34 protein-coding genes, 1 tRNA gene and 1 pseudogene are annotated in these 23,973 nt (G+C 71.8%); 15 read left to right on the forward strand and 21 right to left on the reverse strand.

The window, feature by feature from the left end; translation table 11 throughout:
- Positions 1-30: 30 nt before the first annotated feature.
- Positions 31-630: a cation transporter gene (locus tag MET2598_RS0114635; protein ID WP_012335210.1), complete on the reverse strand. Its 600-nt coding sequence runs from the start codon at positions 628-630 to the stop codon at positions 31-33.
- A gap of 190 nt (positions 631-820) precedes the next feature.
- Between MET2598_RS0114635 and MET2598_RS0114640 the strand changes: the two genes are divergently transcribed.
- The 3 genes and pseudogenes from MET2598_RS0114640 to MET2598_RS0114650 all read left to right on the forward strand — a co-directional run bounded on the left by MET2598_RS0114640 (position 821) and on the right by MET2598_RS0114650 (position 5,019).
- Complete coding sequence (locus MET2598_RS0114640) at positions 821-1,177, forward strand: hypothetical protein (protein ID WP_012335211.1); 357 nt, start codon at positions 821-823, stop codon at positions 1,175-1,177.
- 90 nt (positions 1,178-1,267) lie between these two features.
- Positions 1,268-3,090, forward strand: a pseudogene (gene ilvD / locus MET2598_RS36475) (dihydroxy-acid dehydratase).
- A 486-nt stretch (positions 3,091-3,576) separates the two neighbouring features.
- Entirely contained in the window at positions 3,577-5,019 is a 1,443-nt protein-coding gene (locus tag MET2598_RS0114650) for a methyl-accepting chemotaxis protein (RefSeq protein ID WP_018261311.1), read from the forward strand.
- Between the two features lie 36 nt (positions 5,020-5,055).
- Here MET2598_RS0114650 and MET2598_RS0114655 read toward each other — a convergent pair whose 3' ends face one another.
- On the reverse strand, positions 5,056-5,943 hold the full coding sequence (locus tag MET2598_RS0114655; RefSeq protein WP_012335213.1) for a cation diffusion facilitator family transporter: 888 nt from the start codon (positions 5,941-5,943) through the stop codon (positions 5,056-5,058).
- A gap of 160 nt (positions 5,944-6,103) precedes the next feature.
- The gene (locus MET2598_RS0114660; protein ID WP_018261312.1) at positions 6,104-6,304 is read right to left on the reverse strand and encodes a hypothetical protein; all 201 of its coding nucleotides are present in this window, start codon (positions 6,302-6,304) and stop codon (positions 6,104-6,106) included.
- 100 nt (positions 6,305-6,404) lie between these two features.
- Between MET2598_RS0114660 and queA the strand changes: the two genes are divergently transcribed.
- On the forward strand, positions 6,405-7,493 hold the full coding sequence (gene queA, locus MET2598_RS0114665; RefSeq protein ID WP_018261313.1) for a tRNA preQ1(34) S-adenosylmethionine ribosyltransferase-isomerase QueA: 1,089 nt from the start codon (positions 6,405-6,407) through the stop codon (positions 7,491-7,493).
- Positions 7,490-8,626, forward strand: coding sequence for a tRNA guanosine(34) transglycosylase Tgt (gene tgt / locus MET2598_RS0114670; protein ID WP_012335216.1), 1,137 nt, complete (start codon positions 7,490-7,492; stop codon positions 8,624-8,626). Before queA ends, tgt begins: the two co-directional genes overlap by 4 nt.
- 150 nt (positions 8,627-8,776) lie before the next feature.
- On the opposite strand, the gene MET2598_RS0114675 is transcribed toward tgt, so the two are convergent.
- Complete coding sequence (locus tag MET2598_RS0114675) at positions 8,777-9,862, reverse strand: hypothetical protein (RefSeq protein ID WP_018261314.1); 1,086 nt, start codon at positions 9,860-9,862, stop codon at positions 8,777-8,779.
- Between the two features lie 101 nt (positions 9,863-9,963).
- On the opposite strand from MET2598_RS0114675, the gene MET2598_RS0114680 reads away from it, so the two are divergent.
- Positions 9,964-10,039: transfer RNA gene (locus MET2598_RS0114680), tRNA-Lys, on the forward strand.
- Positions 10,040-10,134: 95 nt separating this feature from the next.
- Here MET2598_RS0114680 and MET2598_RS0114685 read toward each other — a convergent pair.
- From MET2598_RS0114685 to MET2598_RS0114700, 4 genes are all read right to left on the reverse strand, one after another.
- Positions 10,135-11,394: an integrase gene (locus MET2598_RS0114685; RefSeq protein WP_018261315.1), complete on the reverse strand. Its 1,260-nt coding sequence runs from the start codon at positions 11,392-11,394 to the stop codon at positions 10,135-10,137.
- Complete coding sequence (locus MET2598_RS0114690) at positions 11,387-11,713, reverse strand: hypothetical protein (protein ID WP_018261316.1); 327 nt, start codon at positions 11,711-11,713, stop codon at positions 11,387-11,389. The genes MET2598_RS0114685 and MET2598_RS0114690 overlap by 8 nt, the downstream gene beginning before the upstream one ends.
- Positions 11,706-11,999 carry a hypothetical protein gene (locus MET2598_RS0114695; protein ID WP_018261317.1) on the reverse strand — a complete coding sequence of 98 codons (294 nt, stop codon included), beginning with the start codon at positions 11,997-11,999 and terminating at the stop codon, positions 11,706-11,708. The genes MET2598_RS0114690 and MET2598_RS0114695 overlap by 8 nt, the downstream gene beginning before the upstream one ends.
- 110 nt (positions 12,000-12,109) lie before the next feature.
- The gene (locus MET2598_RS0114700; protein WP_018261318.1) at positions 12,110-12,472 is read right to left on the reverse strand and encodes a hypothetical protein; all 363 of its coding nucleotides are present in this window, start codon (positions 12,470-12,472) and stop codon (positions 12,110-12,112) included.
- An 86-nt stretch (positions 12,473-12,558) separates the two neighbouring features.
- Between MET2598_RS0114700 and MET2598_RS0114705 the strand changes: the two genes are divergently transcribed.
- Positions 12,559-12,885, forward strand: a complete 327-nt coding sequence (locus tag MET2598_RS0114705) for a hypothetical protein (protein ID WP_018261319.1) — start codon at positions 12,559-12,561, stop codon at positions 12,883-12,885.
- A gap of 98 nt (positions 12,886-12,983) precedes the next feature.
- On the opposite strand, the gene MET2598_RS0114710 is transcribed toward MET2598_RS0114705, so the two are convergent.
- Genes MET2598_RS0114710 through MET2598_RS0114745 form a run of 8 tightly spaced genes read right to left on the reverse strand, consistent with a single transcriptional unit; the run spans position 12,984 to position 16,230 of the window.
- Entirely contained in the window at positions 12,984-13,385 is a 402-nt protein-coding gene (locus MET2598_RS0114710; RefSeq protein WP_018261320.1) for a MucR family transcriptional regulator, read from the reverse strand.
- A 37-nt stretch (positions 13,386-13,422) separates the two neighbouring features.
- Positions 13,423-13,716, reverse strand: a complete 294-nt coding sequence (locus MET2598_RS0114715; RefSeq protein WP_018261321.1) for a hypothetical protein — start codon at positions 13,714-13,716, stop codon at positions 13,423-13,425.
- Positions 13,710-14,006, reverse strand: a complete 297-nt coding sequence (locus MET2598_RS0114720; protein ID WP_018261322.1) for a hypothetical protein — start codon at positions 14,004-14,006, stop codon at positions 13,710-13,712. Before MET2598_RS0114720 ends, MET2598_RS0114715 begins: the two co-directional genes overlap by 7 nt.
- 20 nt (positions 14,007-14,026) lie before the next feature.
- Complete coding sequence (gene ssb, locus MET2598_RS0114725) at positions 14,027-14,515, reverse strand: single-stranded DNA-binding protein (protein WP_018261323.1); 489 nt, start codon at positions 14,513-14,515, stop codon at positions 14,027-14,029.
- On the reverse strand, positions 14,512-14,820 hold the full coding sequence (locus MET2598_RS0114730; RefSeq protein WP_018261324.1) for a hypothetical protein: 309 nt from the start codon (positions 14,818-14,820) through the stop codon (positions 14,512-14,514). Before MET2598_RS0114730 ends, ssb begins: the two co-directional genes overlap by 4 nt.
- A 16-nt stretch (positions 14,821-14,836) precedes the next feature.
- On the reverse strand, positions 14,837-15,475 hold the full coding sequence (locus tag MET2598_RS0114735) for a hypothetical protein (RefSeq protein WP_018261325.1): 639 nt from the start codon (positions 15,473-15,475) through the stop codon (positions 14,837-14,839).
- Positions 15,475-15,810 carry a hypothetical protein gene (locus MET2598_RS0114740; RefSeq protein ID WP_018261326.1) on the reverse strand — a complete coding sequence of 112 codons (336 nt, stop codon included), beginning with the start codon at positions 15,808-15,810 and terminating at the stop codon, positions 15,475-15,477. Before MET2598_RS0114740 ends, MET2598_RS0114735 begins: the two co-directional genes overlap by 1 nt.
- Positions 15,811-15,840: 30 nt before the next feature.
- Positions 15,841-16,230, reverse strand: coding sequence for an HNH endonuclease (locus MET2598_RS0114745; RefSeq protein ID WP_018261327.1), 390 nt, complete (start codon positions 16,228-16,230; stop codon positions 15,841-15,843).
- Between the two features lie 26 nt (positions 16,231-16,256).
- On the opposite strand from MET2598_RS0114745, the gene MET2598_RS0114750 reads away from it, so the two are divergent.
- Positions 16,257-16,574 carry a hypothetical protein gene (locus tag MET2598_RS0114750; protein WP_026190724.1) on the forward strand — a complete coding sequence of 106 codons (318 nt, stop codon included), beginning with the start codon at positions 16,257-16,259 and terminating at the stop codon, positions 16,572-16,574.
- Positions 16,575-16,687: 113 nt separating this feature from the next.
- Complete coding sequence (locus MET2598_RS0114755) at positions 16,688-17,008, forward strand: hypothetical protein (RefSeq protein WP_018261329.1); 321 nt, start codon at positions 16,688-16,690, stop codon at positions 17,006-17,008.
- Between the two features lie 53 nt (positions 17,009-17,061).
- On the opposite strand, the gene MET2598_RS0114760 is transcribed toward MET2598_RS0114755, so the two are convergent.
- From MET2598_RS0114760 to MET2598_RS36480, 4 genes are all read right to left on the reverse strand, one after another.
- Positions 17,062-17,625: a hypothetical protein gene (locus tag MET2598_RS0114760; protein WP_018261330.1), complete on the reverse strand. Its 564-nt coding sequence runs from the start codon at positions 17,623-17,625 to the stop codon at positions 17,062-17,064.
- 215 nt (positions 17,626-17,840) lie between these two features.
- Positions 17,841-18,341 (reverse strand): hypothetical protein, encoded by a 501-nt coding sequence (locus tag MET2598_RS41085; protein ID WP_157182153.1) that lies wholly within the window; start codon positions 18,339-18,341, stop codon positions 17,841-17,843.
- An 8-nt stretch (positions 18,342-18,349) separates the two neighbouring features.
- Positions 18,350-18,625, reverse strand: coding sequence for a hypothetical protein (locus tag MET2598_RS0114770; protein ID WP_157182154.1), 276 nt, complete (start codon positions 18,623-18,625; stop codon positions 18,350-18,352).
- 523 nt (positions 18,626-19,148) lie between these two features.
- Complete coding sequence (locus MET2598_RS36480) at positions 19,149-20,240, reverse strand: hypothetical protein (RefSeq protein WP_157182155.1); 1,092 nt, start codon at positions 20,238-20,240, stop codon at positions 19,149-19,151.
- A gap of 80 nt (positions 20,241-20,320) precedes the next feature.
- On the opposite strand from MET2598_RS36480, the gene MET2598_RS0114780 reads away from it, so the two are divergent.
- Both MET2598_RS0114780 and MET2598_RS0114785 read left to right on the forward strand, forming a co-directional pair.
- The gene (locus MET2598_RS0114780) at positions 20,321-20,599 is read left to right on the forward strand and encodes a hypothetical protein (RefSeq protein WP_018261334.1); all 279 of its coding nucleotides are present in this window, start codon (positions 20,321-20,323) and stop codon (positions 20,597-20,599) included.
- On the forward strand, positions 20,599-20,799 hold the full coding sequence (locus MET2598_RS0114785; RefSeq protein WP_018261335.1) for a hypothetical protein: 201 nt from the start codon (positions 20,599-20,601) through the stop codon (positions 20,797-20,799). The genes MET2598_RS0114780 and MET2598_RS0114785 overlap by 1 nt, the downstream gene beginning before the upstream one ends.
- Positions 20,800-21,006: 207 nt before the next feature.
- Here MET2598_RS0114785 and MET2598_RS0114790 read toward each other — a convergent pair whose 3' ends face one another.
- Positions 21,007-21,315 carry a hypothetical protein gene (locus tag MET2598_RS0114790; RefSeq protein ID WP_157182156.1) on the reverse strand — a complete coding sequence of 103 codons (309 nt, stop codon included), beginning with the start codon at positions 21,313-21,315 and terminating at the stop codon, positions 21,007-21,009.
- A 351-nt stretch (positions 21,316-21,666) separates the two neighbouring features.
- On the opposite strand from MET2598_RS0114790, the gene MET2598_RS0114795 reads away from it, so the two are divergent.
- The 4 genes from MET2598_RS0114795 to MET2598_RS0114810 all read left to right on the forward strand — a co-directional run bounded on the left by MET2598_RS0114795 (position 21,667) and on the right by MET2598_RS0114810 (position 23,972).
- Entirely contained in the window at positions 21,667-22,146 is a 480-nt protein-coding gene (locus MET2598_RS0114795) for a hypothetical protein (protein WP_018261337.1), read from the forward strand.
- 6 nt (positions 22,147-22,152) lie between these two features.
- Complete coding sequence (locus MET2598_RS0114800; RefSeq protein WP_018261338.1) at positions 22,153-22,380, forward strand: hypothetical protein; 228 nt, start codon at positions 22,153-22,155, stop codon at positions 22,378-22,380.
- Between the two features lie 81 nt (positions 22,381-22,461).
- Positions 22,462-22,833 carry a hypothetical protein gene (locus MET2598_RS0114805; protein WP_036270379.1) on the forward strand — a complete coding sequence of 124 codons (372 nt, stop codon included), beginning with the start codon at positions 22,462-22,464 and terminating at the stop codon, positions 22,831-22,833.
- Between the two features lie 2 nt (positions 22,834-22,835).
- A complete protein-coding gene (locus MET2598_RS0114810; protein WP_026190726.1) occupies positions 22,836-23,972 on the forward strand; it encodes a hypothetical protein in 1,137 nt (378 codons plus the stop codon).
- Position 23,973: the final 1 nt, after the last annotated feature.

Below are 23,973 nucleotides of genomic sequence, written 5' to 3' on the forward strand. Positions count from 1 at the left end.
CCGCGCGCCGGGGCTCCCGCCGCCGCGGGTTCAGGCCTCGGCGCGGTGCTCCTCCCGCGCCGCCTCCCAGACCTCCCGGGCCGCGTCCGCGTTCATGGCGGCGATGCCGAGCCCGACCAGCAGGTCCGGCCAGGCGGAGGGCCACAGGAAGGCCGTCACGAGGCCCGCCAGCACGATCGCCACGTTGGCGACCGCGTCGTTGCGGGCCGACAGGAAGGCCGCGCGGGTCAGGCTGCCGCTGTGGCCGCGATAGGCGGCCAGCATCAGCGCGCAGGCGAGGTTGACCGCGAGCGCGCCGAGCCCGGTGAGCGAGAGCGCCACCGCCTCCGGCGGCACCGGCGCGGCGAACTTCTCGTAGGCCGTCCACAGGGTGGCGAGGCCGGGCACGAGCAGGATCAGCGCCATCGCCATCCCGACCCGGGCGCGCAGGCGCGCGCGCCAGCCCAAAGCCACCAGGATCAGCAGGTTGACCGCGGCGTCCTCCAGGAAGTCGACGCTGTCGGCGAAGAGCGACACCGACCCGATGGCGAGCGCCACAGCGAACTCGACCCCGAAATAGCCGAGGTTGAGGGCCGCCACGATCGCCACCACGCGGCGCAGACCGCCCGGATCCTGGCCGGCGCCCGTCATCGGCCGGTCTTCCCGTCGTGCGACACCGGCATGGCTCCCGCGGTCCCCCGGCCGGGGCGTAGCGGGCCGGCGCGCGCCCGGCAAGCCGTCCGCCCGGGCGGCCGCGCGCGTGCCTGCGCCTTCGAGTTGTGTTAGTTGACCATTGCAATTGCGAGCCGTGACGTTCCGCGGGACAGCCGGAGACCGGACCATGCGGCGGGGGTTGATCGCACTCGGCGTGATCGGCGTGCCGCTCGCGGCCGCGGCGGAGGAGGGCGCCCGGCCGCGGCGGCTGCAGGTGCGCGAGGGCGCGCTCCTCTGCGTCTCCCCCTTCAGCTTCGCGGTCGCCGCCAAGGCGGCGCAGGATCCGGGCTGGCTGGCCGAGAACGGCTGCCTCGTCGCCAAGCCCGGCCTCGCCGTGCTGCGCCTGGGCGCGGTGAGGCCGGTCGCGGGCGGCCCGGCCTGGAACGTGCGGGTGACGGCGGGCGGGCCGGCGGGCCTCGTGGTCTGGGGCCGTCCGCAGGATTTTCGCCTGGAGAGCGGCGAGCCGGTCCCCCAGGATTACTGAGGCGGCCGGCGGGCGCGCCGCCTTGAATCCGGGCGCGCCGAATCCGGCCGCGCCCGCGCGCAGAAGGCGCGCGTCTCCCGGAACCGACCGATGCCCCGCTACCGTTCCCGCACCACCACCCACGGCCGCAACATGGCCGGCGCCCGCGGCCTCTGGCGCGCCACCGGCATGACGGACGCCGATTTCGGCAAGCCGATCATCGCGGTGGTCAATTCCTTCACGCAGTTCGTGCCCGGGCACGTCCACCTGAAGGATCTCGGCCAGCTCGTCGCCCGCGAGATCGCCCAGGCGGGCGGCGTGGCCAAGGAGTTCAACACCATCGCGGTCGATGACGGCATCGCGATGGGCCACGACGGCATGCTCTACTCGCTGCCCTCGCGCGAGCTGATCGCAAATTCCATGGAGTACATGGTCAACGCGCACTGCGCCGACGCCATGGTCTGCATCTCGAACTGCGACAAGATCACCCCCGGCATGCTGATGGCGGCCTTGCGCCTCGATATCCCGACCGTGTTCGTCTCCGGCGGCCCGATGAAGGCCGGCAAGGTCGTCCTCGGCGGGCAGCGCCGCAAGATCGACCTCGTCGACGCCATGGTGGCCGCCGCCGACGACCGCGTCGCCGCGGCGGAGGTGGAGGTGATCGAGCGCGCGGCCTGCCCGACCTGCGGCTCCTGCTCGGGCATGTTCACGGCGAACTCGATGAACTGCCTGACCGAGGCCCTCGGCCTGGCGCTGCCCGGGAACGGCTCGGTGCTGGCGACCCACGCGGACCGGCGGCGCCTCTTCGTCGAGGCGGGCCACCTGATCGTCGACCTCGCCCGGCGCTTCTACGAGCAGGACGACGCCTCCGTGCTGCCGCGCGCGATCGCCGACAAGCGGGCGTTCGAGAACGCCATGACCCTCGACATCGCCACGGGCGGCTCGACCAACACGGTGCTGCACCTCCTCGCCGCCGCCCACGAGGCGGGGGTGGCCTTCGGCATGGGCGACATCGACCGCCTGTCGCGGCTTGTGCCGGTCCTGTGCAAGGTCGCCCCCGCGGTGCCCGACGTGCACATGGAGGACGTGCACCGGGCGGGCGGCATCATGGGCATCCTGGGCGAGCTCGACCGGGCCGGGCTCATCGACGCGACGGCCGGATCGGTCCATGCGGGGAGCCTCGCCGCCGCCCTCGCGCGCTGGGGCGTGCGCCGCAGCGACAGCCCGGCGGTCCACGCCTTCTACCGGGCCGCGCCCGGCGGCGTGCCGACCCAGGAGGCCTTCAGCCAGGAGGCGCGCGCCGAGGCCCTCGACCTCGACCGGGAGGCGGGCGTCGTGCGCGACGCGGCCCACGCCTACGCCCAGGATGGCGGCCTCGCGGTGCTCTCCGGCAACCTCGCCCGCGACGGCTGCATCGTGAAGACCGCGGGCGTCGATGCCGGCCTCCTGCGCTTCTCCGGCCCGGCCCACGTCTTCGAGAGCCAGGACGCCGTGGAGGGCATCCTGGGCGGCCGGGTGCGGCCCGGCGAGGTGGTGCTGATCCGCTACGAGGGGCCGCGCGGCGGGCCCGGCATGCAGGAGATGCTCTGCCCGACGAGCTACCTGAAGGCGAAGGGACTGGGCACATCCTGCGCGCTGGTGACCGACGGGCGCTTCTCCGGCGGCTCCTCCGGCCTCTCGATCGGCCACGTCTCGCCGGAGGCGGCCGAGGGCGGCCTGATCGGCCTCGTCCGGCAGGGCGACCGCATCGAGATCGACATCCCCGCGCGGCGCATCCACCTCGCGGTCGACGAGGCCGAGCTGGAGCGGCGGCGCGCCGCCCAGGAGGCGCGCGGCTGGCAGCCCGCCGCGCCGCCGCAAGGTCTCGGCGGGCCCTGCGCGCCTACGCGCTCCTCACCACCAGCGCGGCGCAGGGGGCCGTGCGGCGGGTCTGATCCCGGCGGTCACGGCTCACGACCGCCGGGCTTCGTTCTCGACCCGTCGTCGCGCCATCGGCACGGGTCGGCGAAGCAAGAGGGGCGGCGGCCCGGTGCGTCGGCACGATCCCGCCGGCCCGCGCGGCCGCGCTAGGCCGCGCGCCGCATTCCCTAAGGGAAGTGCATCTCATCGCCGGATCGCGGTCGCTCCGCCGCGGACAGATCCGTCGAACCAGGATGCAATTTCCTGCATGATGCCTCAATTCTATGCATTGATAAAACAGACAGTATCACCCGCCGTGGATTGATATTTAATTCATAACAGGATCATAGCTTCCGAGTCGGCGCGGATTAGCGGAATGTTCATGGATGCGCTGCAATAATGCCTCGGCACGGCGATCGGAAGCCGCAGCATCGGGGCGATGCAGGATTTCATTCGCTTCATGCCGAGGAATGGAGTGTCTTGGAATGTGGACACACGCCCGGAGGCCCAGCCGGAACCGGATGGAGAGTGCGGCTCTCGCGGCGCTGCGGACCAACGTCATGATCGCCGACGCCGACATGAGGATCACCTACATGAATCCGGCGCTGCAGGATTTCATGCGGGCCGCCGAGGCCGACATCAAGGCCGAGCTGCCGCGCTTCGATGCGGCGGCGCTGATCGGCAGCACGATCGACGTCTTCCACACGGATCCGTCGCACCAGCGGCGCATGCTCGCCGCCCTTGAGGAACCGCACGCGGCCACGATCCGGGTCGGCACGCGCGTCTTCGATCTGCTGGTCTCGCCGGTGTGCCGGGAGGGCCGGCGCCTGGGCTACGTCGTGGAGTGGAGCGACGCGCGGGAGCGCCTGCTCAACCTGGACTATTCGAGCCAGATCGCCGCGATCGGCCGCTCGCAGGCGGTGGCGGAGTTCAGGCCGGACGGCACCCTCGTCACGGCCAACGGCAATTTCCTCACCCTGATGGGCTACGGGCTGGAGGAGATCCGGGGCAAGCACCACCGCATCTTCGTCGAGCCGGAGGTGGCCGCGGGGCCGGACTACGCCGCGTTCTGGGAGCGGCTGCGGCGCGGCGAGTACCAGGCCTCGCAGTTCAAGCGCCTCGCCCGGAACCGCCAGCCGGTCTGGATCGAGGGCTCCTACAACCCGATCCTCGACCGGTACGGGGCGGTCTCGAAGATCGTCACGTTCGCGAGCGACGTCACGGCGGAGGTGACGCGGCTCACCGAGCTGAAGCGCCTGATGGACAGCAACTTCGTCGACGTGGACCGCGCCGTCGGAGAGTCGAACGCGCAGGCGGACCAAGCCCGGCAGGCGGCCGGCAAGACCTCCGGCAGCGTCCAATCCGTGGCCGCCGCCGCCGACGAGCTGGCGCAGTCGATCCAGGAGATCGCCGCCAGCATGAGCCGGGCCCGCGGCGCCAGCGACGCGGCCCACCACCAGACCGAGCAGGCCGGCGAGCTGACCCAGACGCTCACCGCGACGGCGGCGGCGATGAACGGCATCGTCGGCATGATCCAGAGCATCGCCAGCCAGATCAACCTGCTGGCGCTCAACGCGACGATCGAGTCCGCCCGCGCCGGCGAGGCCGGCCGCGGCTTCGCGGTCGTGGCCCAGGAGGTGAAGAACCTCGCCCACCAAGCCTCCCGCGCCACCGATCGGATCGCCGGCGAGATCGGCAACATCCAGTCGGTGTCCCAGCAGGTGGTCGACGCGCTCCAGGAGATCCAGGGCTCGGTCGGCACCATGCGCGACCACGTCGTGCGCACGGCCGCGGCCGTGGAGGAGCAGAGCGCGGTGACCCGGGACATGTCCGCCAGCATGCAGGACGCGGCAAGCGCGGTGAGCGCCTTCGCGCAGAACATCGTGGCGATCTCGCAGGCGGTGGAGAGCGTCTCGCAGGCGGTGGAGACCACCAAGGACGCCGCCCGCGTGCTGGCGCGCTGAGGCGCCGGCGCGGCCCGCGCGGACGGCGGTGCGCCGCTACAGCACCGGGACGCCGCGCTGCTTGGCGTGGTCGCCCGGCTCGACGTGGATCGACACCACGGCGCCGGGCAGCGCGGCCTCGATCGCCTCCTCCAGGCGGTCGCAGATCGCGTGCGACTCCGCCACCGTCATCTCGCCCGGCACGACGAGGTGGAAATCGATGAAGGTCGCCTGGCCGGCGTGGCGCGTGCGCACGTCGTGCGCCTCGAGGGCGCCCGCCCCGTGCTCGGAGATCAGGCCGCGGATCTGCTCCAGCATCTCGGGGGCGGCCGCCTGGTCCATCAGGCCGTTGACCGAGTCCCGCACCATCCCCCAGCCCGACCACAGGATGTTGAGCGCGACCAGCGCGGCGATGGCCGGGTCGAGGAGGAGCCAGCCGGTCGCGGTGGTGAGGCCGACGCCCGCGAGCACGCCGACCGAGGTCACGACGTCGGACATCACGTGGCGGCCGTCCGCGACCAGGGCCGGCGAGCGCCACGCCCGGCCGCGGCGCAGCAGCATCCAAGCCCAGGCGGCGTTGACGACGGTCGCCGCGCCGTTCACGGCCAGTCCGAGCAGGGGCAGGTCGATCGCCTTCGGGGCGAGATAGGCCTCGTAGGCGTCCTTCAGGATCATGATCGCCGCGACCACGATCAGCGCCCCCTCGATCACCGCCGAGAAGTACTCGGCCTTGTGGTGGCCGTAGGGGTGTTCCTGGTCGGCCGGCTGGGCGGCCACGCGCAGGGCGACGAAGGCGGTGGCGGCCGCCACGACGTTGACGATGCTCTCGAGCGCGTCCGAGTAGAGCGCGAGGCTGCCCGTGAGCCACCACGCGCCGAACTTCAGGGCGAGCACGACGATCCCGAGCCCCGTGCTCACCAGGGCCGCGGCCTGCGCGCGTTCCATCTCACGAATTCCATCGGCGACGCCCCGGCCGGGCGGGGCGCCGGCCTCATAAGCGGCGCTCCCCCGGGAAGGCCACGGCACATGTCTTAGCCGGGGCTAAGCCCCCGCCGGAAGCGGGGCGGGATGATCGCCGCCGCGCCGGTGGCGCCGGCGGCGAGGCTCAGGAGACGGCCGGGGCGCCCCGGCGCGCCTCCTCCCGCACGCGGCTCACCTGCGCGCGCGCCCGCGCGGCGGCCGCCTTGCGGGCGTAGTGGCGGCGCAGGAAGCCGAAATGGGCCGAGGCGGCGAGCGCCTCCAGGCGCTCGGCCTCGCATTCCCACCAGGTCACCAGCTCCGCATCGAGCGTCGGATGGTTCGACATCGCCAGGATCCCTCCTTCGCGGCTGCCTCTAGATGGCGCGGGCGCGCCGGCCGCGCCACCGGGCATTGATCCGCAGGGCCGATCCGTGCTGTTGGCCCCCATGCGCGTGGATCTGTTCGATTTCGACCTGCCGGAGGCGCTGATCGCGCTGCGCCCGGTCGAGCCCCGGGACGCGGCCCGCCTGCTGCGCGTCGCGCCGGGCCACCCCCTGGCCGAGGCCCGGGTGCGCGACCTGCCCGCCCTGCTGCGGCCGGGCGACTGCCTCGTCTTCAACGACACCAGGGTGATCCCGGCCCGCCTGCGCGGCCTGCGCGCCCGTCCGGACGGGTCGAGCGTCCGCGTCGAGGCGATGCTGCACCGGCGCGAGGGGCCGGATTGCTGGCGCGCCTTCGCCCGGCCGGGCAAGCGCCTGCGCGAGGGCGACCGCATCCGCTTCGGCAGCGGCCGGGACGGGAGCGCCTGCGACCTCGGCCACCTCGACGCGACGGTGGCGGCGCGCGGGGAGGAGGGCGAGATCACCCTGGCCTTCGATCTCGCGGGCGCCTTCCTGGACGAGGCGGTGGCGCGGCTCGGGGAACTGCCCCTGCCGCCCTACATCGCCGGCCGGCGCCCGGCGGATGCCCGCGACGCCGCCGATTACCAGACCGTCTACGCCCGCGAGCCCGGGGCCGTGGCGGCGCCGACCGCGGGCCTGCACTTCACGCCCGACCTCCTGGCGCGGCTCGGCGCGGCCGGGATCGGCGAGGCCCGCCTCACGCTGCATGTCGGGGCCGGCACCTTCCTGCCCGTGAAGGCGCAGGACACCGAGGCCCACCGCATGCACGCCGAGATCGGCGAGATCACGCCCGGCACGGCGGCGCGGCTCAACCGGGCGCGCGCCGAGGGCGGGCGGATCGTGGCGGTCGGCACCACCTCGCTGCGCCTCCTCGAATCCGCCGCCGAGCCCGACGGTACGATCCGGCCCTTCGCGGGGGCGACCGACATCTTCATCACGCCGGGCTACCGCTTCCGGGCGGTGGACGTCCTGATGACGAATTTCCACCTGCCGCGCTCGACCCTGTTCATGCTGGTGAGCGCCTTCGCGGGGCTCGAGACGATGCGGGCGGCCTACGCGCACGCCGTCGCGCAGGGTTACCGCTTCTACTCCTACGGGGACGCGAGCCTCCTGTTCCGGGCCGAGGGCCGATGACCGACAGCTTCCGCTTCACCGTCGCGGCGACCGACGGCGCCGCCCGCACCGGCGAGATCCGCATGCCGCGCGGCGTCATCCGCACCCCGGCCTTCATGCCGGTGGGCACGGCCGGCACCGTCAAGGCGATGTATCCCGAGCAGGTGAAGGCGCTCGGCGCCGACGTCGTGCTCGGCAACACCTACCACCTGATGCTGCGCCCCGGCGCCGAGCGGGTGGCGCGGCTCGGCGGGCTCCACGCCTTCATGCAGTGGCCCTACCCGATCCTCACCGATTCCGGCGGCTTCCAGGTCATGTCCCTGTCGGGCCTGCGCAGGCTCGACGAGACCGGGGTGACGTTCCAGTCGCATCTCGACGGCAGCGCCCACGTGCTGACCCCCGAGCGCTCGATCGCGATCCAGGGCCTGCTCGGCTCCGACATCCAGATGCAGCTCGACGAGTGCGTGCGGCTCCCGGCCGAGCCGGCGGCGATCGAGCGCGCCATGCGCCTGTCGCTGCGCTGGGCCGAGCGCTGCCGCATCGCCTTCGGCGAGCAGCCGGGGCGGGCCCTGTTCGGCATCGTGCAGGGCGGGGACGTCCCGGCCCTGCGCGTCGAGAGCGCGCGGGCCCTGGTCGGCCTCGACCTCAAGGGCTACGCCATCGGGGGCTTGGCGGTGGGGGAGCCGCAGAGCACCATGCTGGCGATGATCGAGGCGGTGGAGCCCCACCTGCCGGCGGCCAAGCCCCGCTACCTGATGGGGGTGGGCACGCCCGACGACATCGTGGAGGCGGTGCGCCGCGGGATCGACATGTTCGACTGCGTGATGCCGACCCGCGCCGGCCGGCACGGCATGGTCTACACCCGGCACGGCCGCATGAACCTGCGCAACGCCCGCTTCGCCGAGGACGCCGCGCCCCTCGACCCGGATTCCGCCTGCCCGGCCGCCCACCTCTACAGCAAGGCCTATCTCCACCACCTCGTGCGGGCGGGCGAGATCCTCGGCATGATGCTGCTCACCTGGAACAACCTGTCCTACTACCAGGACCTGATGGCGGGCCTGCGCCGGGCCATCGCGGCAGGGCGGCTCGACGATTTCGTCGGCGAGACCCGCGAGGGCTGGGCGCGCGCCGAGCGCGACCGGGCGGGCGGCTGATCCGGGATCCGCTTGATCGAAGCGGATCCCGGATCACGCGCCTGCGCGGCGCCTGAGCGCGGCGCCTGAGCGAAGCCGACATCCGCATGGCCGATATGGGAGATGGCGAAGCCATCGACCGGATGTCGGATGAGGGAGGCGGCGCGCCGGTCAGCCTTGGGGCGGGCGGGCGAGCACCCGGTAGACGCCCTCGGGATCGTCCGCGCCCGTGGCGACGGCCCGCCGCAGCCCGTCGAGCACCCGCTCGGCGATGGGCAGCCGGTAATGCAGGGCGTCCCAGTAATTCGCGTCCCGGGCCGTGACCGGGGAGGGGATGCGGAAATCCACGACCGTGGCGCCGTGGCGCCGGCCGATCGCCGCGACCTCCTCCTTGCAGGCGGCCTCCTGCGCGGCCTCCGGCGAGCCCGGCCGCGGCTGGACGGCGACGTGGGCCGGCATGAAGGCCGCCACCTTGAGCGCGTCGGAGGGGGCCGCGGCGAGGAACCCGTCGAGCCAGACGAGGGCCGGGAAGGTCCGGCCAGGAGCAGCAGGTTGCGGGGCGGTTGGCAGCTGGGCGGCGGCCATGGCGCGGATGTGCGCGGCGGCGCGGGCCGCGTCGTAGGTGGCTTCCGGCGGCGTGAACACCTCGTAGCCGTCGCCGCGGATCCGCTCGCGCATCCGCCCGAGGCGGTGCAGGAGCACCCGGCCGGCGATCTCCAGGCTCTGGAGGTTCCACTGCGCGAGGAGGCCGCGCCACGGCGCATCCTCGCCGTAGAGCCAGGGCGGGAAGGGGCGGAAGGTGAGCCGCTTCTCGTCCGCCGCGGGGTCGCACCAGCTCGCGTCGAGCCCGAGGATCACCGCCCGCGCCCGCACCCGGCCGAGGAAGAAGCGGGCGAGCTGCATCTGCTCCCACGGCGTCGCGGCGTTCATGGCGAGGTTGGCGAAGCGCCCCGGGAAGGCGCGCCCGAGCGCCTGGGGGTCGAGGAGCCGCGCCGTCGAGGTGCCGAACACGGCGGCGTCGAAGGCACCGCCGCGCACGATCTGCGGGTACATGAAGCGCTGGTTGAGGTCCATGACCGGCCCCGGCCGGCGCCCGGGCGCGGCGCGCAGGCCGTAGGGGTCCATCGCGGCGATGAACACGAACGCCGCCGCGCCGGCGGCGGCGGCCGTGCCCAGGGCGAGGCCGAGGAAGCGGCGCCAGGCGGCGGGCGGCGCGGGGTCGGGACGGGGATCGCTCGGGGGCGCGGGGCGGGTCACGCCCCTCGTTCGGCGGTTGACCCGGCGGCGTCAACCCCCTACATCGGCGCCTGCTCCGCTCACGGATCACCGGGCTCCCCGCGCCGGGCCCGCGCGGAAGCGAGCGCGTAGCTCAGCTGGTAGAGCAACGGACTTTTAATCTGTAGGTCCTGGGTTCGAGTCCCAGCGCGCTCACCAGATTCTCCTTACTTTGCAAGGGGTTGTCGATTTTGCTGGCTGCGGCCAGTGCCGGCCTGTGTCCAAGAATTGGCAACGTGTGTCCAAACGCCACCTCAGCGGTGCGTCGAGTGGCCGGTGCCGAACAGGTTGGCGCGGGTCTCCTTCCACGCCTCCTCCAGCTTGCGCATCCCGTTCACCGCAAGCCGGCGCTTGTTCACGTCGCGGGCATAGTGGCGCACCATCTGCTCGCTCATCTCAACGATCGCCGAGACCTCGGCCTCGGTGTTGCCGGCCTCGAGCAGCATGTTGACGGCGTTCTTGCGCAGGCCATGGAAGACGAATCCCGCCTCGCGCAGGCGTGCCATCGCCGCCCTCTTGGCCGGGGACGCCGTGGTGGGCTGGCCCTTGGCATTGATGCCCGTGAAGTCCCGCTGCCAGGCCGTGCGATAGGCCCCCAGCGTCCAAGGCAGGCCATCCTCCCGCAGGTGCAGCGCCGGATGGTCGATGTGCATGTGAGTGAGGATGTCCCGGTACTCCGAGTGGATCGGGACGAAGACGTGGGCGCCCGTCTTGCGGGCGATCATCTCGATCGCGTTGGCGCCCACCGCCGGCCGGCGCATGGGAATCACGTCGATCGAGCGCTGGCCCGTGTAGAGCGCGGAGTACACCGGCAGGTGAAGGCCCGGGCGGGCGTGCTCGAAGAAGGCCTCGAACGCCCAGTCGGTCCAGGGCACGTGCGGCTCGACCGTGTGCGCGACCTTCTCGGTACCCTTAGCGACGTTTGCCGTGCAGAAGCCGCGCGGAATGCCGAAGGACAGGAGCTTCGAGAGGACGGATCGGTAATAGCGCGCCACGGCCGGTGTGGCGGCGCGCGCATCGATCGCCTCCTGCGCGTCGACGGCCGTCAGCGCCGCCACCGGATGGTCGCCCCAGTCCTGGCGGATCACCCGCAGGTGGCGGTCATAGTCGCGCTTCGTCAGCTCCGAGAGCTTCGCGTAGGCGGGATGAGCGAGGTAGAGGTCGATCAGCGCCCCGAAGGTCTTGCGCTCGCTCCCGTCCGCCGTGCGGTCGCGCCGCTCGGCCGCGTCGACAGCCGTCCAGAACGCTGCGGGCCCGCCCTCGCCACGCGGTGCCGGCAGTGGATGGGCGCGCCCGGTCGCGCCGGTCCAAGTCCACGTCCAGTGCTCGCCCCGCCGCTCGGCGCTCAGCCCTTCGCACTGCCGACATCGGCGCCAGAAGGCGTCATCCCGCGGATCGTCCGGGATCGGTACCACCGGCCACGCCCGCGGCGTGCCGCGAAATTTCTCGTAGGAGTAGTACATCCGCCCGGTCGGATTCGGACGGCCGCGGACGTGGCGCGGCAGGTCAACCATTCCGGCGCCGCTCCTCGGCCTCACGCGCAATCGCTCCCAGGCTCTTTGCGGGCGCCTTAGATGTCGGCGGTTCGTCGGCGGCGGTCAATTCGGGGAACAGGGTCGGATGTCGGCGGTGACGCCAGCGGTCGACGGCCTCCAGGTCGTACATGCCGGTGTCCGGGTCCGGCCGTGGAAAGCCGCGCAGGAACAGTCGCGTCTTGCAGGCCTCGAAAGCCGCAAGGGTCAGGTGCAGCCGGCGCGCCACTTTCTCCGGCGGCACGTCGCCCGGCTCGACGCGAAAGCGGATGACGCAGGCTTGGGGTGCGGTCTTAGGCATCGCGCGCCCTCCGCCGCTGCACCAGCCGCACCGCCCGCAGGTACGGCCGGCCCGCCAGTACCACCTCGGGCGCCCGCCAGGACGAGCGCCCGGCCCGCTCCGCAAGGTCCTCCTGGCGGTAGAGGTGAGCGAGGCGGTTGAGGCAGGAGAGGAGCTTGAGGGCGCGGGCGAGAGACCTCTGAAAGCGGAACGCCATCCAGAGGTCGTAGACCTCCGCCCCGCGCTGGAGCCGGCGGTTATTGAAGCGCTGGCGGCAGGGCGGGGCGCAGAACTCGCCGTGGCGCATGGAGGGGCGGAAGGGCTCTCCGCACTCCAGGCAGGTCCGGGGCGCCGGAAGCGGGGCTGTTTCCCGTTCCTGAGCCTTCGGAGCGGGTGAGTTTAAACGCACCGGCGCGGTCATGCGGACGGCTCCGGCGCTTGCAGGGGCACGACCTCCGCCAGCGCATCCTCTGCGACCTGGAACGCAGCCATCGCCGCCTCGCTCTCCTCCGCGACGGAGTTCAGGATCGCCCGGATAGACCCGAGGGCAGAGCGCAGGACCTCGGCGCTCTCGGCCGGCGTGCGGGGCGCATCAGCATTGATCCGGGCGACCAGGAAGGCCGCCACCGCGTGAGCGGTCGCGTTGGGCCAGGAGCCCGCGGTGTTGACGGTGAAGACCTCGTGGCCGTCGGCGCAGCGCACGACGCCGACCTCGTCGGGATTTTCGCTCGGGGCGAGGGGAAGGCGAACGCGGAGACCGGCGAGGATGGGGAAGGTCATGCAGGTCGCCCGGCGAGTGTGAGACGCATCACAGTCGCGAGATGCTGCCAAGCGCAGGGTAATTCTCCCAACCTGGGAGATAAAACATGAAAGCAATCAAGACGATGATGATGGCGAGCCTCGCCCTCGCGACGCTGGCCGCTGGCATGAGTGGTGCTGACGCGCGTGGCGGGAGCGGTGGACGCGGTTTCGGCCGAGGCCGCGGGATCGCGGTCGGTGAACCGCACCCCGGCGGGTTCGGCGGCCACCATGGCGGGTGGGGCCACGGCGGCTTCCACCGGCATGGCGGCTTCTACCCCATCGGCTGGGGCGGCGCGGCCGGTGGGTACCTCATGAGTTCTTACGGCGGCTACGGCGACTGCGAGATGATCTTCAATCCGTTGAAGAACCGCTACGTGCGAGCCTGTGACTGATCGGTTCGCGAGCGAGTGCCGACGCACTTGACCGCGAAGGGTCGGCCGCCCCGTCCACATGGTCCAGGAGGGGCGGCCAGTGACGAGGTTGGTCATGGTCAGGCCACGTCACGGTGCCGGCCGAGGCCGTTCGCTTTGGCGGCCTCCGAGCGCCGCGCCGCATAGGCCGGCGCGACCATCGGGTAGTCCGGCGGCAGGCCCCATTTCTGGCGGTAGGCCGCAGGCGTCAGACCACGGGCAGTCAAATGCCGCTTCAGCGACTGATAGGGCTTGCCGTCCTCAAGGCTGATGATGGCGTCCTCGGTCACGCTCTTGCGGATCGGGACTGGCGGGACGAGCGGTGCCGGTTCGGGCGCGGGCGGCGCGTCGAGGGCGATGAGGCTGTCGTGCACGCGCGCGATCAGGGCCGGCAGCTCGGCGGCCGGGATCGGGTTCTTGGTCACGTAGGCGCAGACGAGGTCGGCGGTGCGCTGCAGGGATGGTGAGACAGAGGAGGCCATCGGGCGTCTCCGGAGGCGGGAGAGGGGCGGGGACAGCTCAGGCCCGCCCCGCGGCGGGCTGGGCGAGTTGGGGGAGGTGGGCGCACGCGGCCGGATCGGCGTTGAGCTGCGCGGCGAGCGCTGCATGGTGGCGGAGGCGTTCGGCGAGGATCGCGCCCACGGCGCGGTGGCGCGCGATGCAGAGGTCGGCGAACTGGAGCGCCTCGGCGGGCGTCAAGCCGGCCGGGCGCTCCTCACCGATGCGCACCAGGACGACGTAGCCGCGTTCGGCCGAGACGCCGAGCCCGCACGTGATCGGGATCCCGGCGTCCGACTCGTGCTCGGTCAGCATGCGGGTGCCTCCCGGCGGGCCCGCACCACCTGCGCCTGCCGCACGAGGGCGAGGCCCTCGATGCGGCCGGCAGGCAGGGTGATCGGTATCGGGCGGCCCGAGAGGATCTGACGCGCGTCGTCGCGGTAGGCCTCGATCTCCGCCTCCGAGAACCCAGCTGCGGCGAGGTGGGCGAAGGTGCAGGCGCCGTCGGCGGCTTTTCGCTCGCGCATCACGCGCGCCATGTGGGCGATGCGGTCGAGGCGATCGGGGGCGGAGAGAGCAGCGGCGACTTTCGAGGGGGCGGCCATGGATGCGCGGGTCTCCGGTCCTAGAAGGGGATGTCGTCATCGATGAGGTCGGCGGGCCGCTGCGGCGCCGGCCGGGCTGTGCCGTTGCGGGCGTCGGCGTAGGAGGGCTCGCGGGTGCGCGGGCTGCCGTAGGCGCCCTCGTCCGGCGCGGTGCGCTCGGCACGATCCAGCAGGAGCAGGGTGCCGCCGTACTGGCCGATGACGATCTCGGTGCTGTAGCGGTCCGAGCCGTCCTGGGCCTGCCACTTGCGGGTCTTGAGCTGGCCCTCGACGTAGGCCTTGGCGCCCTTCTTCAGGTACTGCTCGGCGACCCGGGCGAGGGGCTCGTTGAAGATCACCACCGTGTGCCACTCGGTGGCCTCGCGGCGGTCCCCGGTCGCCTTGTCCTTCCAGGACTCTGAGGTGGCGAGGCGCAGGGTGACCACCTTGTCGCCGCGCTGGGTGGTGCGGGTCTCGGGATCCTTGCCGAGGTGGCCGACGAGGGTGGCGCGGTTGAGGGAGCCGCTCATGCCGCGATCTCCGTGGCGCGCACGCCGAGGGCCGCGAGCGCCGTCTCGATCGAACCGACCACGCGTCGGTCCACCTCGCTCGCCGGGCCGGCGCGCAGCTGGTCCGAGACGAGATCCAGGAGGCGGCAGGCGAACAGGAGCAGCTCGACCGGACTGCAACCGACATCCCCCATCCGGGTGAGGCCGCCGGTCTCCGGCGTGCCGGGCTGGATCGTGGCGACCACGAAGCCGGCGTCGGGGTCGGCCTCCAGCCAGTCGGCGAAGGCGACCAGGGTGCGGTGTTCGTCGTGTGGGCAGCGGGGCATGGCAGGGGACTCGGGCTTACGCGGCGCGGCCGGCGATCAGCGCCGGCAGATGGCTTTGGAAGAGGCGGTAGAGGCAGGCCGCGACGTCGGCCGGGGCGATGAAGCTCCAGGCCTTGCGGCCCTCGGGGATGCCGAGCTGGTCGATCAGCCAGGGGCGGCGCAGGGCGGCCGGTCCCCGGCGCAGGAAGTCCCGGCGCTCGGTGGCGAGCGCCATCAGATCCGCGCGCCGGATGACCTCGCGCTGGGCGGCGGTCGGCAGGGGGAGCCCCGCCGCGCGATGGATCGCGGCGTCGTGGCGGCCCGCGAAGGCGAGGCGCACGGCACGCAGCTGCTCCGCGAAGGTGCCTCCGTATATCTCGGCGGCGATCGCGCACTCGGCCACCAGCGTCGGAGAGGTGCGCTCGCCGATCCGGGTCTCGTGAGTGTCGTGGAGCAGCCACCAGGGCTTCACCGCGTGCTCGCCCAGGTCGCCCAGGATCTCGAAGCCGATCAGGAGATGCAGGCCGACCGACACGGGCGTGTCTGGGTGGCCGCCGTAGCGGTTGAGGTGGGCGAGCGCCCAGGCCTCGTCGCGGAAGTCGACCTGGGTCTCGCTGGGGCTGACGAGGTCGATGGGCAGGCCGGAGCGGGAGGGGATCCAGGGCTGGGCGGCCATCACGCCACCTGAAGCCCGTCGCGGGCCAGGATGCGCTGTGCCCAGCGGTTGATGGCCGCATAGGCGCGGGGCGCCTGGGCGACGTTGGTGAGGTCGGCCGTGAAGGGATCGACGAGCGGGTCGATGAGGTGTGCGCCGCGGCAGCGCCCGACCAGGATCAGGAGCGCCTGGGCGGTGTCGCGCGGGTCGGGATGGCGGATGGCGCCGAGGCAGAAGGTCGGCACCTCCTCGAGCCACGTGTCGACCGAGCCGCCGGGGAGGTGCATCCCGGCAAGATGGGCCTGCAGGTCCTGCAGGACCGTGGTGCGGGCGTGGGCGTCTTGGGGGCAGAACATGGCGGGGCGACCTCGGGCGGGCGGGGGCGATCAGACGTGCGGGCGAGGGAAGGGGAGGCCGGTGGCGCGGTCGACGACACCGCCGCCGATGGTGCGCTTGCGGTTGTCGGATCGGCCGCCAGGCATCGGGCGGCGAGGCACCTCGAAGCCGAAGGCCTTGCGCTTAATGCGCTTGGCGTCGGCGATCTTTGTCAGGTCGCCCTCGGGCCCGAAGGTCTTGACGTCGGCGCAGCGGCCGTGGACCATGGCGAGGTTGGCGAAGGCGTTCGTGCCGCCGAGGCCGAGCGCCCGCAGATGCTCATGCCGGGGCCGGTCGCCCGGGTAGATCTCCCGACCGCAGAGCGGGCAGACGTGGTCCTGGGACTCCAGGAGGGCAAGCTTCTGCGAAGGCGTCAGGGGAGAGCGCGGGGTGGTGCGCATCAACGCCCCTCCCTATGTCTCAGGTCATGGCTGACCAGCAGCGCTGCGAGACCGAGTGCGACCACGGCCCCGAGGAGCGCGCCCTGCGGGCGGAGGTTGCCTATTGCCTGTTGGAGCGCGCCTATCAGACCTTGGCGCTCGCCTTCGAGCGGGCAGCCCCGGGCCGGTTCGAGTGCCTCAACCGCGCGCTGATGCGCGACGTCGTCGCCGATCTTCGCGATCTCCAATACAAACTCCCCGATGGGGTCGCGGCGGACACCGTCCTGGTGGAGATCGCGATGGAGCTGCGCGAGACGCTCCGTGCCACCGAGGCGATCGTGCTCTCGGACGAACGCCGGCAGTGACCAGGGCAGGTCCGCGAAGCTGTCCGAGCGGCCGAGCGCGTAGGCGCTGAGGACCTGCTGGCGGGTGAAGCGCGGGGTGGTGCGCATCAGGCGCCTCCCCTACGCTTCAGACCATGGCGAATCAGCAGTTCCCCGAAGGTGACGAGGAGCCCTCCGCCGAGGACCGCGCCATGCAGGCGGAGGTGGCCTACGGCTTGTTGGAGCAGACCCTCCTGCGGCTGGCGCTCGCCTATGAGACGGCGGTGCCGGGCGGGTTCGCGCTGGTCAACCGGGAGCTGATGCGGGGCGTCGTGGCGGACCTCACGGAGTTGCAGCAGCCTCTCCCCGATGGGGTCACGCCCGGGGTCGCATTCACGCAGGTCGCGACGATGTTGAGGGAGACGCTGCTCGATGCCGAGGCGCAGGTCTGCACGCCGAAGACGGGCGGGCACTGAGCGAGCCCTCCAGGCGCGGAGCGCCGTGACCATCTCAGGGGCTGTGGCCTCCATCACGCCACCTCCCGCGCATCCGCCGGCAGAGCGCGCAGTTCCGCCGCATCGGTGAGATCGCCCGGGGCCACCGCCTCGACGGGCAGGCCGTCGTCGAGAGCGATACCGGACCACAGCCAGGTCGGGCCGCGCGCGCCGTCGAGCCGGGTCAGGTCCTGGCCGAGCAGGGCCGCGACCCGGACGTTGAGGTGGCCAGGGGTGAGCGGCCGCTCCCCCGTGTCGGTGCACCAGTCGGCGTAGCGGCGGTAGAGGGCGCCTGTGGAGAGGAAGAAGCCGGGCGCCGGCCTGGTGTCGGTGGCGAGGAAGCCGGCGATCGGGTCCTTGAAGGTGTGGCGGAGCAGCGCGCCTTGCGGCGTCACCGAGCCCGGGGCCAGGAGGCCCGCGACCGCGTCCCGGAAGGCCGCGGAGCCGAGCGGCGCAGTCCTCTCGCGCCGGCACCAGCCCACATAGGCGCGGTAGACCACGGCCCCCGACAGGATCGGGCCGGGGCACTCCGCCAGCATCTTGCCGAGGAACGCCCGGACGACATCGGCGCCGGAGAGGGGAGGACGGCCGGCGCTCATCGGGCCGCCTCCCGCCCGGGGCCCGATCACGACAGAATCGGACGGACCATTACCTCCGCCCGGAAGGGCGGGAACATCAGGGGGCGCGGACACGGGGCGGGCTCCATCGCTGGCGGGCGATGGGCAAGATCCTGTGTCAGTTTTTTCTGATAGTCAATCAGAAAGCAGATTTTTCTGATGGCTGCGCTGCTGCGGCTTCAGACGCATCAGGAAGATCACGCGTCCGGCTGCGCCTCGCAGGTGAGCGTCTCCGGCCATGTGTAGAAAGAGAAGCGAATGCCCCCATCCACCACCGATCGATCTGCGCGCATCTTGCCGCGCAGGCGAGTCGTGAACTGGCGGACCTGCGATGCGGACCAAGTCGGCCTCAGGGCCGCCACCAGCGCGTCGCAGGCAAGTCGAAAAGCCTTGGTCTCAGATGGGTCAGAGAGATCTGGTTTGCGCCACTGCGTCACGAGCATGAGAGCCCTGCTCGCCTCACCCATGGCGCTCGCTGTAAAGCTGAACTTCGTTCCGAGTTCCCAAACACACACGTTCCTGAGATATTTCGGCTCTCCACATTCTGCCGCACCCCAGTCGAGATGATCGCCGAGGCGTGTCGAGGCCGCTGTGACGGCTGGTCCGGCGTCTGCGAAAGCGATGGTAAGTTCAGCCGCATGCGCGGCGGCGATGCTGAAAATGAGGCAGGTAGCGCTCAGAAAAGGGCCACGGATCATACCTCGCCTCACTTTCCCTGTGGGCGCCGAATATCGACGCTGAAATACGGGTTGTCGCGATCCGTGCTGCACCAGACCCGGGCGCCGGGCACCTCAACGTTGTCGTAGTCGTTCGGCGTTGCGAGCGCGCGGCGATAGCAGCGGCGCGAGGCGGCCTCCAGAGCGGCGGCCGGCTGTCCCGTCACCATCTCGCCCGCCTTGGCGATAGCGCGAAAGAACACCTCGGGCGGAAGGCGGGAGCCCCACTGCGCGTCGACACCGAAATAAGGGTAGCAGGTCAGCATGATCGACCGATCCGACCAGATCTTGAAGTGCACACCCGCCCCCCGGCGTGCGGTCGACCGCCGTCGCCTCGGTCGCCCGCGCAACTTGCTCCGTGAGAAAGGCGCACTCATCCGCAGCTCGCGCGGGCGTCGTGAACGCGACAGCGCTCGCGACTGCCGCGATTACGGTCAGCGGCCGCGGTCGTGCGTTGATGGTGCTTCCGCCCGCCTTGACATGGCCGCGGAATGAGAACGGAATGTGAACAGACGCGCGCATGGATGCTCGGCATGGTTGTGGGGGTGGATTGTGTCGGAGGGCTTGTCGAGCACAGAAGAAAGCTTCGGGTCCGCTGCTTTGGCTGTGGTAACGAGACTTACCCGCATATAACTCTTGGCATGCGGCGCCTTGATCCCAAGTCTATTGACGCTATGGTGCGCCACATGATCAGAAATATTCCATTTGCTTGTCAAGCGTGCGGCTCTGGACAAGGCCGGGTCCTTGGACATTTTGCAGACGGCGCCTAATGATCTGGCGGGCTGCGTCTCAGACCCGGTGACGTATCTCGCGCACCCACGCGAGCAGGCGCACTTCTTGTCCGTCGTCCGGGTCGCGCTCATGCGGCACGACGATCGGCTTATGCCGCTCGTTCGTCGACCGCGGGTGGAACTCGTACCGGTCCTCGTACATCTCGAGCTGCTTTACCGACAGCTCGCGCAGGTGGCCGCCGTCGCGCGTGCGCTCGATCACTACCACCATCCCCGTGTAGAGCGCGACGCGGCCGCGGAGGCTTTCGAAATCAAGACCCGAAACGCGGCTCCCATCGGGGATCGCCTGAGGGCGCAGCGCGTCCATCGAATCGCCCCGCACGTCAAAGACCAACATCCGGGCGTAGGGATATTCATCATCCGCAAGGGCGGACACGCGCGGCGGCGCAACGTCGGAGAACTCATCCACCTCGCGGAATGTGCCAGCCTCCACGATACCTCCAAACACGGCGTCGACGATCCGGCTGGTTGAGGGGACCACCTCATCCTCGGCGGGCGGATCCGTGAGAGCGGGCGCGAGGATCGCCGCCGGCACTCCCGGCCGCCCGGCTCCGATGCCGGTGATGAGCCATGTGGCTGTGGTCGAGAGCGGCTTCGCAAGGGTGTTGAGGAGGGCGATGTCGAGCCGCGGCTTGCCCGCCACCGCCTGCAACGAGAGCCGCAGGTGATCGAGGGGGTCGGACAGCTTCGCCCGTTCCGAAAGGTCGTCTTCAGAGAGGCCAACCTCGGCCATGCGCTCAAGCACACGGGTGAGGATTGGATGGCTCGAGTCGCCGCCGGCCGCTTCTGGTCTTGTCTTCGGAGGTTTATGATCAGTTATTGGAGGCGCCTTGGCGCCTAAGATCGGGCCAGAGTCGTTGGCCGCCACCCCGGCGTCGGGGTCTTGTGTCTTTCCGAGGATGAAGTCCTCGCTCGTCCGCAGAGCGCGAGCGAGCTTCGGCACGCTCTCGCCCCGGATGCTCCTTTTCTTGCCGATGACTAAATCATTGATGAACGCAGGATTTTTAAATCCGCCGAGCCTGCCAGCATCGGCCTGAGACAGGCCGCGCAGCCTCAAGAGATAGTCCACCCGTTCCTTCAGCGTGTTCATATCGGAATTATCCGATAGCTCGGGCATTCCACCTAGCCGGAAGTTTCTGATTGACCGTCAGCAAAATCTGATGTTTTCTGATGGCCATGGAACAGACGCTCCGCGACCACCTGTTTGCCCTCCGCGACGCGTACTGCGCCCACACGGGCACGTCCTCGACGACGGTGGCGCAGGCCGCATGCGGGGATTGGCGCTTCTTCGACAAGGTCGGCGACGCGCCTGCTGCATCGTTCCGGATCCGCACCTACGATCGCGCCTGCCAATGGTTCGCCGACCACTGGCCCGCCGACGTGCCGTGGCCCGCGGGCGTCGAGCGTCCTGAGCCCACCCCCACCCCTGCTGAAGCAGGAGCGGCGTGATGCTCTCCCCCGCCACCCTCTCCGCCCTCATCGCCCTCGCCAGCCTCCTCGGAGGAGGCGTCATGGGCGCCATCCTCGCGGTTGGTCTGATGGCCGGGGACCTGCGCCGCCTCGAGCGCGAGATTGCGGCCCTGCGCGCCACCTTCGAGGCGACGCGCCTGCCCCGGCCGCGGGTCACGCGCGAGCGGGAGGCGGCGTGATGCTCCGGCGGCGCTTCCTTCGGCCCCTCGGCCCTTCGCCTCGGTCGCTGCCCGCCCAGTCACCCGCCGGCCGGGGGGCGACCGCAGGGGCGGCCGGGTCCCCGCTCGGACCCGGCCCGCTTCCCCTCCCTCTCGGTGCGGCCTGGCTCGGCGCCCGCGCACCCACGCGCGCCGAGCCGATCCACGGCACCCTCGTCGCTCAACTCATCAATGCTCCTTCGGCCGGAGGGGCGCGATGACGGTGCCTTTCGCGTCCAGCCATCCCGCCTCGATCCCGCCGTTGAGAATCGTCACCGCGACTGCGCGCGCCACCACAGGGTTCATCAGGCAGTCGATCACCTTGCCGTCTCGATCGACGAAGCGGAACGCCATCGCCACGTTCGTGAGTGCGGCCGTAAAGCTCTCGACCTGGGGGAAACCGAACCACTCGATCTCCTCGATCTCGCGGGGGCGCTTGCCTTCCAGCGCGTCACCCCAGGCCGCGATCTCGCCGTCTCCGAACACCGTCTCTGCCACCGCTCGCTCCATCGGTTGGGTCGCAGCTCCGATGGTCGCGGGGTCGGCCGAGCTCCGTAAGGACCCGGCCGATCACCCCTTTCCCCCCGCTTCCGGCGCCCGCCAGCGCCGGTCCGAGGTCCCGGCCGGTGACACGGCGGCCGGGACGCTGCCCTCATCGGGCGTTTCCTCCCTGACTGGCCGGAGCCTTCATGGCTCCGGCCTCTTTGGGGTCGATCCTCGTCGCGCCCGGCCCGTGCCCGCCAGAGCCCGCCGTGCGCGTCACCACCACCTTCTCGCCTCCTCTTCTGATCCGGCCCGCCAGGGCCGCTCCGCTGTGGTGTTAACAGTTCACCACAGGAGGCTTCCGAGATGTCGGAATTCTTCTCCGAGAATTCGGAAAAAGATTCCGAGCGCTCGGAACGCCCTTCCGAGGGCCGCCGCATGACGACGATCGATGAGGCGTCCGCCCTCTTGCGGGACCTCGCCGAGCCCCGCCCGGCCGGCGATTCCGTGAAGGCGGCGATCGACCGTGCGGCCCGCCGCGCGTCCGCGTTTCTCCAGGAGCCCATGCGCTATGGACGCGCCGAAGACATCTGGCGGCGGGAGGCCCGCCGCATTGGCGCGGAGGAGATGGATGCCATCCGTGCCGCCCACACCAAGCGCCAGCGCGAGATGGCGGACCACGGCCAGACGTTCGCTGCGGTGGCTGAGTCTCTGGAGCGCCTGGCTGCCCGCTGCGATGCGGCGGGCGGTCGGGTCGATCCTGATCAGCTCCGGCGCGCGGCTCGTGAGGCGCGGCAATCGGCGAACGCGCTGGGGCGTCTGGCTCACCCAGGGGCGGAGGTCTGAGCGGCGATGAGATGGCTCCTCGCCTTCTGGTACCGCGCCCGCGCCCGCGACCTGCGGAGCACCGCCGCCGCGCATTACGCCGTTGCCGTGCGGGAGCGCGCGCGCGGTGACGAGGCGATGGCGCGGGCGCGCCTCCACCGCGCCCAGGCCGACGCCCTCTATCCCCCACCCGGCACCGGCCCGCCCGACCGCGACACCCCGGCGCCGGCCCCTCCGCCGTCGCCCACCACCTAACAGCCGCCAGACCCGGATCACCGGGCACCCGGCCACCGCCACCCGCCCGGACGCGGCGGAGCGTGTTCTCAGAGGCTCTCGATGTCACCCGACCGTGTCGTCCGACGCGTGGCCGTGCCCGCGTCGCTCCTCGCCTGCGCTCCGCCGCCGGGCTCGCCCGAGGCTCCGGCCTACGCGGCCCTCCTGCGCGAGGAAGCCGAGTACCTCCTGCGCCGCGCCTGCGTCGCCCAGCGCGGCCTCACCGACGAGGAAGCCGAGGAGCGCGACCGCCTGGTCGGCGCCGCGCAGGGCCTGCAGGCGCTTGCCGACCTCTACGCCCACAGCCCCGCGCCCTACCGGGACACCCCCCGCTGCGCGGCCCCGCATCCGCGCCGGGCGCCACTGCCAATCGCCGGGCACCTCCTGGTCGCCACGGGCGAGGGGCGGCCGACCTCTCTCCTGGCCCGGAGGTGAGCATGGCCAAGCCCCGCCCCGTCTGGTCGCCCAAGGACATCCGCCGCGCGGCGCCGACGCCTCGCCCGGCGCCCGTGCCCGCCGCCGAGGCGGTGCCGGTAACGCCGCTCGCCGCAGCCGCGCCACCCGCCCCGTGCTGCCCGGTCTGCGCCGCGCCCCTCGACCTCGACGCGCTCTTCGCCGCCCTCGACGAGACCCGCGCCCGCCTCCTCGCCGACCAGGGCGCACGCGCCCACGCCCCGCGCCCTCTGGCCGATCCCGTCTTCGTCAGCCCCACGCTCGCCGCGGTGGAAGGTCTGACCACCGAGGCCGCGCCGATTGTCGAGCCCGCTTCGTCCCCACCGCCCGTCGCATTGGCGCCCGCCGTCCCCGCCGTCACCATGCGGCCGATCGCCGAGATCGCCCGCCGCGATCGTGTCACGCCGGCTGCCGCCTCCTTCCACGTGAAGCGGCTGGTCGAGCGGCACGGCCTTGCCGTCGTCCGCGACACCCAGGGCCGGGTCGCGGGGGTCGACATCGCCGCCTACGATCGCCTGCGGGCGGAGACGCAACCGCCCGCGAAGGCACCTGAGGCAAACGTCCGCCGCGCGGCCCGGCCGGACGCGGCCGAGCGCCAGGCGCCCGCGCCGGCCCCGCCGGCACCCCCCACTCCGCCCCAGCGCCGCCCCTCTGCCACCGTCCCGACGATCGGCGCCACCATCGTCGCGAAGGCCGAAGCCCAGCAGCTCGCGGCCGTCGCCCGCCCCGCAGCCCCGCTGGCCACCGCCCGTCCCGTCGTGACCGTCCAGGCTGCATTTCACCGCGGCCGGGTCGCAAGCGACTTCCCGAATGCAGACCTGTTCCGCGCTGCTCCGCCGCCGGGCGGGCAGGGCGCGAAGATGATGGCGGCTGCGCTGCGCAAGCGCGCGGAGGCGCTACCGGCCGACGCATTCGGCGAGGATCCCGACCTGAGGGCGTGGCGGCGCGACATCGCCCGGCGCGACCTCCTCTCCCTCGCCGACCTCTACCAGCACTGCCCGACTCTCTACCCCGAGGCGAAGGTCCCGCCCTCGGACGGCCTGCCGGTCAACGGCGACGCGCTGCGCGCCGCCCTCATCCGCGGCGGCTCCTCGCCGGCCGCGGCGTGCGTGGAGGGCTGAC

Origin of the sequence: Methylobacterium sp. WSM2598, from assembly GCF_000379105.1 — a bacterium.
GTDB lineage: Bacteria > Pseudomonadota > Alphaproteobacteria > Rhizobiales > Beijerinckiaceae > Methylobacterium.